This window comes from Pseudomonas sp. Ga0074129 (assembly GCA_001465025.1).
Lineage (GTDB): Bacteria > Pseudomonadota > Gammaproteobacteria > Pseudomonadales > Pseudomonadaceae > Aquipseudomonas.
Window position 1 is genome coordinate 1 of the sequence record LNDO01000046.1, and the last position, 13,557, is coordinate 13,557.

Here is a 13,557-nt window from a genome sequence, read left to right on the forward strand (position 1 = left end):
CGGCGTCAGCGAAGGTCATCTGCTTCATGGGGAAACTCAGCGGGTGGAATCCGGGTATTTTGCCAAAATCTGGAAGTCTTCTTCAGAGTTTCCCTAAGCCGTTCAAGTTTCAAGTGCCCCTGACTGCTTTGCTATGCAGTTGTGGCTTGGCGGTGCTGTTTGCTGTGCTGGCCTGGCAGGACGTGAATCGCCAGGCAGGTGTATCGCAGGGCGCCGGTTATGCCCAAGACAGCATGCGGCAAGACGCAAAGCCCCTCTCAATCGATGCCGTTCAACCCCAATCACCCTTAGTTGATCCGGGGGATGCTGCCGGTAGCCCGTCAGGTTATGCCGATATCGTCAGGCAAGACGCAGCACCTATTACCCGTGAATATAGCCAGCGCGAACAGCATGGTGTCTGGGTTAAGTGGGCCATTATTGGGTTGGCCATTCAGGTCTTGATGGCGTTGATGTTTTTTGCCGGCCGCTATGGCCAAAAGCACCAAGGCCTTCATGCAGATGCGCTCGTGGCGGCTCCCACCCAAGAGCCTGCACCCGCCAAAGAGTTGCTTGAGTTAGTGGCGTGGGCTCAATCGGCTTTTATCGAGACCGATGACCAGCGGGCAAGTTTCAACGCCTTGCTAAGTCGCATCTTGGCGCATACGGGCAGCTCATTTGGGTTTATTGGCGAAGTGCTGCGAGATAGCCATCATGCGCCATACCTGCGCACCTACGCGATCAGCAATATCGCCTGGGATCAGGCCAGTGCGGATTTCTATGCAGAGCACGCAGGCCAGGGCCTGGAGTTTCACAACCTCGATTCCCTGCTGGGTTGTGTTGTTCGCGATGCTGCTCCGGTGATTAGCAACGCCCCTGCAGAGGACTCTCGGCGCGGTGGTGTACCACTTGGGCATCCGCCCTTGGACACGTTTGCAGGGCTGCCGTTGTTTGCCAATGGTCAATTGGTGGGCATGTTAGGCATGGCAAACCGCCCGAATGGTTATGCCGATGATGTGGCAGAGCAACTCAAGCCGCTTCTGGCAACACTGGGGCAGTTGGTTGAGGCGTTGCGACGCGATGTTCAGCGCGAGTCTGCTCAGCAAAACTTGCAGCGCCAACAACAGGCATTGCGCGCACTCAACCAAATTGCCACGCTAAAACACTTGGATAGTCAGCAGCAAATGTGCGCTGCCCTGCAACTGGGTGCTGAGTTTTATGGCACCCCGCTGGGGTTAATCAGTCGGGTTGTCGGCGAGGACTACCAGGTGCTGGCGCAGTTTTCTCCGCCCGATACGCTGCAAGATGGCCAGCACTTCAATTTGGGCGAGACCTACTGCAGCCTGACGTTGAACGGTCGCGATGTATTGGCTATCGATCACATGGGTGCCAGTGAATATGCGCATCATCCCTGCTATCCCTCATTTCGACTGGAAACCTATATTGGCGCTGTTGTGCAGGTGGGCGGTCGGCCTTTTGGCACGCTGGCGTTTTGCTCTGCCGAACCTCGTGCAGTTCCCTTCGATGAGACCGAGCTGGAGTTCTTGCGTTTGTTTGCCCGCTGGGTCGGCGCCACATTGGAAAGCCAGCAGCAGGAGCAGGCTCGCCAAGCCTTGCTGCAGCGTTTAGATGAGTCGCAGCGCATCGCTCGCCTCGGGCATTGGGAGGCCAATCTTGAAGACGGCAGTCTGTACTGGTCAGCGCCGGTCTATGAAATATTTGGCCTGGATCCGGCAACCTTCATCCCAAGTGTCGAAGGCTTCAAACGTTACGTGCACCCAGACGATCTGGCTTTAGTCGAGGCGTCAGAGGCTCGAGTAAGCGAAGAGGGCTTACATAATGTGCGCCATCGCATCATCTGCCCGGATGGCGAAGTGCGTTGGGTGCAGGAGTTGGCAAGGTTGCAACCCAATGAAGAAGGGTACTTCGTACGCTTGGTCGGTACCGTTCAGGATGTCACCGAACAAGCCAGCGCCGAGGCGACGCTCAAGAGCCAGGGCGAACGCTTACAAAGCATTATCGAAGGCACTCACATCGGTACTTGGGAATGGAACGTGCAAACCGGTGCGACCGTTTTCAACGAGCGCTGGGCCGAGATTATTGGCTACAGCCTTGATGAGTTGGCACCTGTCGATATCAATACGTGGCTGAGTCACGCCCATCCCGACGATCTCGATCAATCGGCTGCGTTGCTGCATGCCCATTTTCGCGGTGACGCACCTTATTACGACTGTCAGTGCCGCATGCGACACCGGGACGGGCATTGGGTCTGGGTGCATGATCGTGGTCGCGTGGTGAGCAGGAGTGCTGACGGCCAGCCGTTGATGATGTTCGGCACGCATGCAGATATTACTGAAATGCGGGCACAGCAGGCGGCTGTGGATCAGGCGCGCGCTTCCCTGCAAACGGTGCTCGACTCTGCAACAGGGGTGAGCGTGATTGCGACCAACCCGCTTGGCAAAATCACACTGTTCAATCACGGGGCTGAGCGTTTACTGGGTTATGTGGCGGATGAAATTGTCGGCTTGCAAACCCTTGCTTTGCTTCATTTCAGTGAGGAGATCGAGTTACGCGGTCGCGAGTTAAGCCAGCAGCACGAAAAGCCGATTCATGGTTTTGAAGTGCTATTCCATCAGGCCCGCAGCGGCGAACCCGAAACCCGTCAGTGGGCTTACCAGTGTAAGGATGGCAGTTCGCGCCAAGTCAACCTGACGGTCAGTGCCATGTTCGATAAGCACGAGCAGATCACTGGGTTTCTGTGTATCGCCAGCGATATCAGCGAGTTGCAAGCCACCACGCGGTCGTTGCAGAAAAGTGAGAGCCGCTTTCGTGGGCTGGTCGCCAATCTGCCGGGCATGGTTTACCGCTGCGATAACGATGCTGATTGGACGATGCGCTACATGAGCGATGAAGTTCTCCAGTTGACCGGCTACCCGGCCAGCGACTTTATCAACAACCGGGTGCGGGCCTATGCCAGCGTGATCCACCCGGATGATCTGCACATTACCTACGAGTCCATTCCCGCAATTGAACGGCAGGAAACCTTCGAGCTGACCTATCGGCTCCAGCACTTAGCTGGCCACAGCGTGTGGGTGCGAGAAAAAGGGCGAGGCGAATACGACTCGAATGGGGCATTGCTCTGGGTGTCCGGTTTCGTCTGGGATATCAGTGACCGTAAAATGGCCGAAGATGCCTTGCGCGTCAGTGAGCAGCGGTTCAGCGGCGCCTTCAATACCGCACCTCAGGGCATGGCCATGGTGGGCTTGGACGGTCGCTGGCTGGAGGTCAACGATGCCCTGTGTTCGATGCTGGGCTATAGCCGTGCGGAACTTCAGCAGTTGGATTTTCAGCACATCACCCATCCCGATGACCTACAGACTGATCTGCAACTCCTGCAGCGCTTACTCAAGGGTGAGATCAACGATTACCAGTTGGAAAAACGCTACCTGGATAAGCAGGGGCGGGTACTTTGGATTTTACTGAGCGTCTCATTGGTGCGTGATGCACAGGGTCAGCCTTTGTATTTTGTTTCGCAAATTCAGAATTTCAGCGAGCGCGTAGAAGCTGAAAAGGCCGTTCGTGAGCGTGAGGAATACCTGAGTACCCTGCTGGATAACGTGATTGACGCGATTATCACCTTCAACGAACAAGGCTTGATTGAAACCTTTAACCCGGCGGCTGAGCACATCTTCGGCTGTCAGCTTGAGGATGTACTGGGTCGTCACATCAAGCTGTTGGTGCCTGCGGACAGTCCAGCGGTGGAAGGCGAATATCTGTCGCGCCATGTGCATAACCATGTCACGGCAAACCTTGGGGATGTCGTAGAGCTTGCGGCGCAGCGCTTTAATGGTGAGTCGTTCATCATGGAGTTGGCCGTGTCGCAGATCACTTATCAAGGGGCGCGTCGTTTTATTGCAGTGATCCGTGACATCAGTGAGCGCAAACGCATTGAACAAATGAAAAGTGAGTTTGTGTCCACCGTCAGTCACGAACTGCGCACACCGCTCACGGCCATTGCAGGCGCACTGGGGCTTATAAATGGCGGCGCCTTGGGTGCGGTGCCCGGTGCCATGCAGGATATGTTGCGGATTGCTCAGAACAACAGTCTGCGCCTGGGTGATTTGATCAATGACCTGTTGGATATGGACAAGCTCATCGCTGGCAAAATGACCTTCGATATTCGCCCCCACGCTTTGCAAGCGTTACTCGAAGCGGCGATTGAACAGAACCAACCTTACGCCGAACAGTTCCGCGTGCACTTGCAGTTAGTGACTGCGGCGAGCGACCTGCAGGTGTCGATAGACAGTCAGCGACTGGGCCAGGTGTTGGCTAATTTGCTGTCCAATGCGGCCAAGTTTTCCCCGCAGGGCAGCCACGTTGACGTTGCCGTGGTCAGCCTGGACGATCGCGCGCGAATCAGTGTGCGGGACTTGGGAGCAGGTATTCCACAGGCATTCCGTTCGAGAATTTTCAGCAAGTTTTCTCAGGCCGATTCCACCGACACCAGGCAGAAGGGCGGCACCGGGCTGGGCTTAGCCATCAGCAAGCAGCTAATTGAGAACATGGGCGGGCATATTGGTTTTGAGTCGTCAGAAAACCAAGGCAGTACTTTCTGGATTGAGTTGCCGCTTTTGGCCCGCTCATGAAGGCGTTTGCGGCTAGTGCCATACCGCTCGGGCTCTTGCTGGGGCAGCCGGTTACCTATAATCAGCCCTACGCTGAACAACCGCGTGTGGCATTGCAGTTATCGGGTCTGTCTATGTTCAGCAAGTTCTCTCAGGTCGACGCCAGTGGTACTCTCGACATAAGGGCGGTAAAATCGGATTCGCTTCAGTAGAAGGGCAGGGCTGCACCTTCTGGTTTGAAAAGCCTATTCACTCAGTTTCGACGAGGAGTGCAACATCATGAGCCAGCACCCAAGTCAGCCCAAAGTTCCGCCTAATGAGCCAAGTCGATTGGCCGCGTTGCTGGCGTTCGAGCTGCTGGATACGCCAGCCGAAGCCATGTTCGACAACATCACCGCATTGGCGGCACAAATCTGCAACACCCCCATTGCGCTGATTTCACTCGTCGATGCCGAACGACAGTGGTTTAAGAGCCGAGTTGGCTTGGGTGCAAGTGAGACGCCGCGTGAGTTGGCTTTTTGTGCCCACGCGATTAATCGCGACGAACTTTTTGAAGTTGAAAACGCGCTGTTTGACCCGCGTTTCAGTGAGCACCCACAGGTTAACAATGCCCCGGATATCCGTTTTTATGCCGGTATGCCGCTCAGTGATGGGCATGGGCATAACCTCGGTACCTTGTGTGTGATCGACCGTCAGCCGCGTCAACTCAATGAGCAGCAGCGTCAGAGCCTGAAAATGCTTGCCCAGCAAACCGTGCAGCTCTTCGAGCTGCGCTTGCAGGCACGGCAGCAGCGTGAACAAGCCGCTCTGCAACAGGCCATGTTAGGCAGTGCTGGCACAGCGGTGCTTGTGGTTGATCCCGATGGTTTGATTCAACAAGTGAGCCCTGGTGTTACCGCTTTACTGGGTTACAACGCTCCGGATCTGATCGGGCGACCGCTGGACTTGCTGCTTTGTCAGGATGATCACCAGCCAACCAAGCGCACGTCATCAACCAGTACCTTTCATGCCAATGGCCAATCGCAACTGCATGAAGTGCAGGTTCGTCATGGCGCGGGGCAATCGATTCCGGTGCTGTGTAACTTTTCACCTATCTGCATGGAAGGTGGCAGCGATCTTGGCTATCTGTGTGTGGTGCATGACCTGAGCTATCGCGAAGAGGCTCTGCAACGCTTGCAGCGTTTGGCAGCCCAGCTCCCGGGCATGGTCTATCAGTTCCAGCTTTTCGAGGATGGGCGCAGCTGTTTTCCTTATGCAAGCCAAGGCATCGAGATGATCTACGGCCTCACACCCGATGAGGTTCATGAAAGTGCCAGCGAAGCTTTTGCCAGAATTTATCCGGAAGATTTCAATTCGGTAAGCGCGAGTATTGTCGAATCGGCTGCCAGTCTGGACGTATGGCACCAGGAGTACCGTGTTTCACACCCCAGCAGAGGTGTCATTTGGGTGGAAGGGCGTGCCGCCCCGCAACGTCGCTCGGATGGCAGCATCCTGTGGCATGGCTTTATCAGTGATATCACTGAGCGCAAGCATCTGGAGCGGGTAAAAAATGAGTTTGTGTCCACGGTCAGCCACGAACTGCGCACGCCACTGACCTCTATCACAGGGTCTCTTGGTTTGATCAATGGCGGCGCACTGGGGGCGGTGCCTGATTCTATTAAAGAGATGCTCGCGATTGCTGAAGGCAATAGCCGTCGCCTGCGCCAGTTGATCGATGATTTGCTCGATATGGACAAACTGATTGCCGGCAAGATGCCGTTTAACCTGCAACCCATAAAACTCAACGACCTTCTCGCAGAATGCGACGCCAGCCACCAAGGCTTCGCTCATCAACTCGATGTTAACTTGCTGCATACCGATTGCCCTGACCTCTTCGTATTGGCGGACCTCCAGCGCCTGCAGCAGGTGCTGAGTAACTTGCTTTCAAACGCCCTGAAATTTTCTCCAGTCCACGGAACAGTCCGTCTCTACAGTGAGTTTGAGCATGACCGCGTGCGCATTCTGGTGAGTGACCAGGGGCCCGGAATACCAGCAGAGTTCTCTGCCCGTATTTTCGAGAAGTTCTCTCAGGTTGATTCGAGTGATCGCAGGAAAAAAGGTGGCACGGGTCTTGGGTTGGCCATCAGCAAGGAGTTGATTGAGCGCATGGATGGCAGCATTGGCTTTGTCAGTGACGCGCAAAATGGCAGCATCTTTTGGGTTGAGTTGCCACTGCACCGTGTGAACGATGCTGAGTGAGCGTACTCAAGGCGGTTTGTTAAATCTTCCCTGTGCTCCTCGTGCTGGAAGTGCTCAGGCTAATGCTCAGTGCGACTGGGTTTACCGGGCGCACTGATGCAGCCCCAGGGTAAGTAACCATCTCAGCGCTTAGGCGCATCCTCCATATTGACGATGATCCATCCGTACAAGCCGTTGCCAGAATTGCACTAGATGTTGTTGCGGCTGCTTTTTCTGCTAGTGGGTTGGTCGGCTGGTTTCTATATGTGTTCGCCGATATGGCCGCGCGCTGTTTGCCGTTATCATGGCGGCCTTCTTTGCTTCTGGATTCCTTCGTTCGCCATGAGCCAGCATTACCCAACCATCGCCGATTGCGTCGGCAACACGCCTTTGGTGCGTCTGCAACGTCTGGCGGGCAACACCTCCAATACGCTGCTGCTGAAATTGGAAGGCAACAACCCGGCCGGCTCGGTGAAAGATCGACCTGCGCTGTCGATGATCACCCGCGCCGAGTTGCGCGGTGATATCCAGCCTGGCGATGTATTGATCGAAGCCACCAGCGGCAACACCGGGATTGCCCTGGCCATGGCCTCGGCGATCAAGGGTTACCGAATGATTTTGATCATGCCGGACAACTCCACCGCAGAACGCAAGGCAGCGATGACGGCTTATGGTGCGCAGCTGATTCTGGTGGGCGGCATGGAGGAGGCCCGTGACCTGGCCTTGCAGATGCAGGCCGATGGCAAGGGCAAGGTACTCGACCAATTCGCCAACGGCGACAACCCGATTGCCCACTACACCAGCACTGGTCCGGAAATCTGGCAGCAAACGGCCGGGCAGATCACCCATTTCATCAGCTCCATGGGTACCACCGGCACCATCATGGGTGTGTCGCGTTTCCTCAAAGAGCAGAAGCCCGAGGTGCAGATCGTCGGGTTGCAGCCGATGGAAGGCGCGGCCATTCCCGGTATCCGCCGCTGGCCGCAGGAATACCTGCCGAAGATTTATCAGGCCGAGCGCGTCGATCGCATCATCGACATGGGCCAGCAGGAAGCTGAAGACGTGATGCGTCGTCTGGCCCGTGAAGAGGGCATCTTCTGCGGCGTTTCCTCCGGCGGTTCCGTGGCGGCGATGCTGCGCCTGTCACAGGAAGTGGAGAACGCGGTGATGGTGGCGATCATCTGTGATCGGGGTGATCGCTACCTGTCCAGCGGCGTTTACGACGCGGCCAGCCACTGATGGCCAAGAAAGACGGCGGTCTGCGCTTTCAGCCCAGCGGTGGTTCACGTGCTCCGCAAGTGCCGGTGGGCAAGAAGCAGAAGCTCTCCATCGAGCGCCTGGCCAATGATGGTCGTGGCATCGCGTTCGTCGAGGGGCGAACCTGGTTTGTCAGCGGTGCATTGGCCGGCGAACAGATTGAGGCGCGCGTGTTGGGTGCCCATGGCAAGGTGGTTGAAGCGCGGGTTGAGCGCATTCTTAACGCCAGTGCTGAGCGGCGTGCTGAACCCTGTGCGCACGCTAACGTCTGTGGCGGTTGCAGCCTGCAGCACATGCCCGCTGCTGCTCAGGTCGCCCTGAAACAGCGCATGCTCGCCGAGCAACTCAGTCGCCTGGCCAACCTTGAACCACAGGAATGGGCCGCACCGCTGATCGGCCCGGAATTGGCCTACCGCCGCCGCGCGCGGATTGCCGTGCGCTGGGACAATAAGGCCAAGCGCCTGGATGTCGGTTTTCGTGCGGCGGCCAGCCAAGACATCATCGCCATCAGCGCTTGCCCGGTGCTGGTACAGCCCTTGCAGCCGATTCTGCGCGCGTTACCCCAGGTGCTGCGTGAGTTGGATAAACCGCAAGCCATTGGTCATGTCGAGTTGTTCAGCGGTACGCTCAGTGCTGTGCTGATAAGGCACACCGCCGCCTTGGGCGAGGCTGATTTGGCGCGCCTGCACGCCTTCTGCGAAGCGCAGCAGGCGCAGTTGTGGTTACAGGGCATTGCTGAGCCGCAACCGTTTCAAGCTGAACAGCCGCTGAGTTACCGCCTGGATGCCTATGGCCTTGAGTTGGGTTATCAGCCGGGCGATTTTGTTCAGGTCAACCCGGCGGTGAACGACGCCATGGTGGCGCAGGCGCTGCAATGGTTGGCACCGCAGGCCGATGAGCGGGTGCTGGATCTGTTCTGCGGGCTGGGCAATTTTGCCCTGCCGTTGGCCCAGCGAGTGCGTGAGGTGGTGGCGGTGGAAGGGGTGCAGGTGATGGTCGAGCGTGCGGCGCTGAATGCCGCCAGCAATGGTCTGAGCAATGTGCACTTTTTCCAGGCCGACCTGTCCAACCCGCTGGCCGAAGCCAGTTGGGCGCAAGGTGGTTTTAGCGCGGCACTGCTGGACCCGCCGCGTGACGGCGCGTTGCAGGCGGTTCGGCAAATGGCCGCACTGGGCGTCAGTCGAGTGCTGTACGTGTCGTGTAATCCGACGACCCTGGCCCGCGACAGCGCCGAGTTACTGGCGCAAGGCTATCGGCTTGAGCGCGCCGGTATCCTCGATATGTTTCCGCAAACCGCGCACGTTGAAGCGATGGCGCTGTTTGTCAGGCAGTAAAATGTGGCACCGCAACTTGGTTTTGCCGGGGGAACCCCCATCTGGTTGCAACGGGCGTATAGGGATCGCGTCTTTAGTGGTTAAACCGACCGGCTCAAAGAAGCTGGCGCTTGTTCGGTGGGCGTGCAGCGCACCGTAGGGAAGGTAGCAAGATGGTTCAGGTCAGAGCACATCAGCCGATCAACGATGACGGCAGTATTAACCTAGAAGCCTGGCTCGATCACGTGCTGAGTGTCGACCCGGCACTGGACCGCAATGCCTTGCGTGAGGCGTGCGAGTTTGCCCGCGAGGCCGAGCAGCAAGCCAATGCGGCGAAGAATCTGTGGACCGAGGGCGCTTCAAGTTTCCGCTCGGGCCTTGAGATTGCAGAAATCCTCGCTGACCTCAAACTCGATCAGGATTCTCTGGTCGCGGCCGTGATCTACCGCTGCGTGCGCGAAGGCAAGGTGACCTTGCCCATGGTGCATCAGCGTTTTGGCACGGTGGTGGGCAAGTTGGTGGACGGTGTGCTGCGCATGGCGGCCATTAGCGCTTCGCTCAACCCACGTGATTCGCTGGTGCTGGGTTCGCAAGCACAGGTGGAAAACCTGCGCAAAATGCTCGTGGCCATGGTCGACGACGTGCGCGTGGCACTGATCAAACTGGCCGAGCGCACCTGTGCCATTCGCGCGGTAAAGGAAGCAGACGACGAGAAGCGCCAGCGCGTGGCCCGCGAAGTCTTCGACATCTACGCGCCACTCGCTCATCGCTTGGGCATCGGCCATATCAAATGGGAGTTGGAGGATTTGTCCTTCCGCTACCTAGAGCCTGAGCAATACAAACAGATCGCCAAGTTGCTGCACGAACGCCGGCTTGACCGCGAACACTACATCAATGAAGTGATGGGCCAATTGCGCGCCGAGTTGGAGGCCATGGGCGTCAAAGCCGACATCAGCGGCCGGGCCAAACACATCTATTCGATCTGGCGCAAAATGCAGCGCAAGGGCCTGCAATTCAGCCAGATTTATGACGTGCGCGCCGTGCGTGTGCTGGTGCCGCAAGTGCGTGACTGCTACACCGCGCTTGGCATCGTGCACACCTTGTGGCGGCACATCCCCAAGGAGTTTGACGACTACATCGCCAACCCCAAGGAGAACGGCTACCGCTCGCTGCACACAGCAGTACTCGGCCCGGAAGGCAAGGTGCTGGAAGTGCAGATTCGCACCCAGGGCATGCATGAAGAAGCTGAATTGGGCGTGTGCGCGCACTGGCGCTACAAGGGCACTGACGTCAAATCTGGCTCCAATCATTACGAAGAGAAAATCTCCTGGCTGCGCCAAGTGCTGGAGTGGCACGAGGAACTGGGCGATATCGGCGGCCTGGCCGAACAGTTGCGCGTGGACATCGAGCCGGACCGGGTTTATGTGTTCACCCCCGACGGTCACGCCATCGACCTGCCCAAGGGCGCAACACCGCTGGATTTTGCCTACCGTGTGCACACTGAAATTGGCCATAACTGCCGCGGTGCCAAAATCAACGGGCGCATCGTGCCGCTCAACTACAGCCTGCAAACCGGCGAGCAGGTGGAGATCATCACCAGCAAGCACGGCACACCAAGCCGTGACTGGCTGAACTCCAACCTCGGTTACGTCACCACCAGCCGTGCGCGGGCGAAGATCGTGCATTGGTTCAAGCTGCAAGACCGCGATCAGAACGTAGCGGCTGGCAAGGTTCAGCTGGAACGCGAGTTGGGCCGCCTGGGCTTGCCCCATGTGGATTTCGACAAGCTGGCCGAAAAAGCCAACTTGAAAACCAGCGAAGATTTGTTCGCCGCGTTGGGTGCGGGCGATCTGCGCCTGACCCAGTTGGCCAATCTGGCCCAGCAACTGATTGAGCCAGATCGGGTCAACGAACAGCTTGAACTGATTCCGCGCAAAGCGCTGGGTTACAAACCGGGCAAGCGTGGCGACATTCAAATTCAGGGTGTGGGCAATCTGTTGACGCAGATTGCCGGCTGTTGCCAACCGCTGCCGGGCGATCCGATTGTCGGTTACATCACCCAGGGCCGTGGCGTGACCATTCACCGTCAGGATTGCGCCTCAGTGCTGCAACTGGGCGGGCGTGAGCCAGAGCGGATTATCCAAGTCAACTGGGGGCCGGTGCCGGTGCAAACCTACCCGGTGGACATCATCATCAAGGCCTACGACCGCTCCGGTCTGTTGCGCGATGTGACTCAGGTACTGCTCAACGAAAGGCTCAACGTGTTGGCGGTCAACACCCGTTCCAACAAGGACGACAACACCGCTTCCATGTCGATCACCGTTGAGATTCCTGGCTTGGATGCGCTCGGGCGCTTGTTGGGGCGAATCAGCCAGCTGCCCAATATTATCGAAGCCCGCCGCCACCGAGTTTCCTGAGCTGCTGCACTCGGTGATACTGCGTTGAAGGGGGCGTGAAAAATGCTCATTGGCAAAAGCCAACTCCGCTTTTTCACGCCCCCTTCGCCTTGTCTGACCTTCGCTCGCGACGCTCAGGCCGTAGCCCGGATGAATGCCGGGGGAGACGTTTACGAAGGAAGCCTATGTACCAACTCGACGACCTACTGCACCTGATGGCCCGCCTGCGCGATCCGCAACACGGCTGCCCGTGGGATCTCAAGCAGGATTACGCGAGCATCGTGCCGCATACCCTCGAAGAAGCCTACGAAGTGGCGGATGCCATTGAGCGCGGCGACTTTGCTCATCTGCCCGGCGAGCTGGGCGATCTGCTGTTTCAAGTGGTGTATTACAGCCAGTTGGCCCGTGAAGAAGGGCGCTTTGACTTTGCTGAGGTGGTCGATGGCATCACCAGCAAGTTGATTCGCCGTCATCCCCATGTGTTTGCCGATGGCGATCTGTATGGCGCAGTGGATGTGCCCAAGCTGGATGAGGCCGCGGTCAAACAGCGCTGGGAAGCGATCAAGGCCGAGGAACGTGCCGAAAAGGCCGCCGCACCCGAGCAACTCTCGCTGCTGGACGACGTACCCACGGCGCTGCCGTCCCTAAGTCGGGCGATCAAGCTACAAAAGCGCGCCGCCCAGGTCGGCTTTGACTGGCCCGAGGCCTTGCCGGTGGTAGACAAGGTGCGCGAAGAGCTGGATGAAGTGCTCGAAGCCATGAGCGAGAACGATGCCGACGCCATCGCCGAAGAAATTGGCGACCTGCTGTTTGTCGTCAGCAACCTAGCGCGGCACCTCAAGGTAGAACCGGAAAGCGCCTTGCGTGCGGCCAACGCCAAGTTCGAGCGGTGCTTTCGTTTTATCGAGCAGGCATTGCGCGACGCGGGTCGCAACATGGAAGATTGCGCCCTGGACGAATTAGATGCGCTCTGGGGTGAAGCCAAAAAGCTGGAAAAACAAACCCCGAGTTGCTGAGCCCGTAGGGTGGATGACGCGTTACGATTACGCTGGGTACGCCCACTTAATATTGATGGTTGGAAAGGTAGGTTATGGCTCTCTCACTACGCGATCAGTTGCTCAAAGCCGGGCTGGTCAATGAAAAGCAGGTCAAGCAGGCCAGCAAAGAAAATCAGAAAAAACAGCGTTTGGAGCAAAAAGGCCACATCGAGAAAGACGACTCGCAAAAGCTCGCCGCTCAGCAGGCCATGGCCGAAAAGGCCGCCCGTGACCAGGAACTCAACCGTCAGCAACAGGAAAAGGTCGAGCAGAAAGCTCGCGCTGCGCAGATCAAACAGCTGATTGAAGTCTCGCGCCTGCCCAAACTGACCACCGAGGATTACTACAACTTCGTCGACGACAAAAAGGTCAAGCGCCTGTCGGTCAATACCCTGATGCGCAATAAGCTCAGCAGCGGCTCGCTGGCTATCGTGCGTCACGGTGGCGGTTACGAAGTGATCCCGCGTGAGGCCGCGCTGAAAATCCAAGAGCGTGACGCTCAGCGCGTGGTGCTGCTCAATACGCCGACCGAAGCGCCGGATGCCGATGATCCGTATGCCGCCTATCAGGTGCCGGATGATTTGATGTGGTAACGGTTAAGTCCTGTATGAACAAGCCGGGCACTTCGCTCGGCTTTTTTATGGCCGTACTTCGGCGTATTGGGCTTTTTAACTCAGTACGTTCAAGCAAAGCTGCGGCTGTTTACTGAACGCCGTGCAATAAAAAGCCGAGCGCT

The 13,557-nt window shown here is 57.5% G+C and carries 7 protein-coding genes; all 7 read left to right on the top strand.

Annotated elements, in window-relative coordinates; translation table 11 throughout:
- Positions 1 to 113: 113 nt before the first annotated feature.
- On the top strand, positions 114 to 4,622 hold the full coding sequence (locus AUK77_RS03540) for a PAS domain S-box protein (RefSeq protein ID WP_296126187.1): 4,509 nt from the start codon (positions 114 to 116) through the stop codon (positions 4,620 to 4,622).
- Positions 4,623 to 4,880: 258 nt separating this feature from the next.
- On the top strand, positions 4,881 to 6,839 hold the full coding sequence (locus tag AUK77_RS03545) for an ATP-binding protein (protein WP_296126190.1): 1,959 nt from the start codon (positions 4,881 to 4,883) through the stop codon (positions 6,837 to 6,839).
- A gap of 321 nt (positions 6,840 to 7,160) precedes the next feature.
- Positions 7,161 to 8,057 carry a cysteine synthase CysM gene (gene cysM / locus AUK77_RS03550; RefSeq protein WP_296126193.1) on the top strand — a complete coding sequence of 299 codons (897 nt, stop codon included), beginning with the start codon at positions 7,161 to 7,163 and terminating at the stop codon, positions 8,055 to 8,057.
- The gene (gene rlmD / locus AUK77_RS03555; protein ID WP_296126197.1) at positions 8,057 to 9,409 is read left to right on the top strand and encodes a 23S rRNA (uracil(1939)-C(5))-methyltransferase RlmD; all 1,353 of its coding nucleotides are present in this window, start codon (positions 8,057 to 8,059) and stop codon (positions 9,407 to 9,409) included. Before cysM ends, rlmD begins: the two co-directional genes overlap by 1 nt.
- Before the next feature lie 152 nt (positions 9,410 to 9,561).
- Positions 9,562 to 11,805: a GTP diphosphokinase gene (gene relA, locus AUK77_RS03560; RefSeq protein WP_296126200.1), complete on the top strand. Its 2,244-nt coding sequence runs from the start codon at positions 9,562 to 9,564 to the stop codon at positions 11,803 to 11,805.
- Positions 11,806 to 11,969: 164 nt separating this feature from the next.
- Complete coding sequence (mazG, locus tag AUK77_RS03565; RefSeq protein ID WP_296126203.1) at positions 11,970 to 12,800, top strand: nucleoside triphosphate pyrophosphohydrolase; 831 nt, start codon at positions 11,970 to 11,972, stop codon at positions 12,798 to 12,800.
- Positions 12,801 to 12,874: 74 nt separating this feature from the next.
- The gene (locus AUK77_RS03570) at positions 12,875 to 13,414 is read left to right on the top strand and encodes a DUF2058 domain-containing protein (protein ID WP_296126205.1); all 540 of its coding nucleotides are present in this window, start codon (positions 12,875 to 12,877) and stop codon (positions 13,412 to 13,414) included.
- Positions 13,415 to 13,557 lie beyond the last annotated feature (143 nt).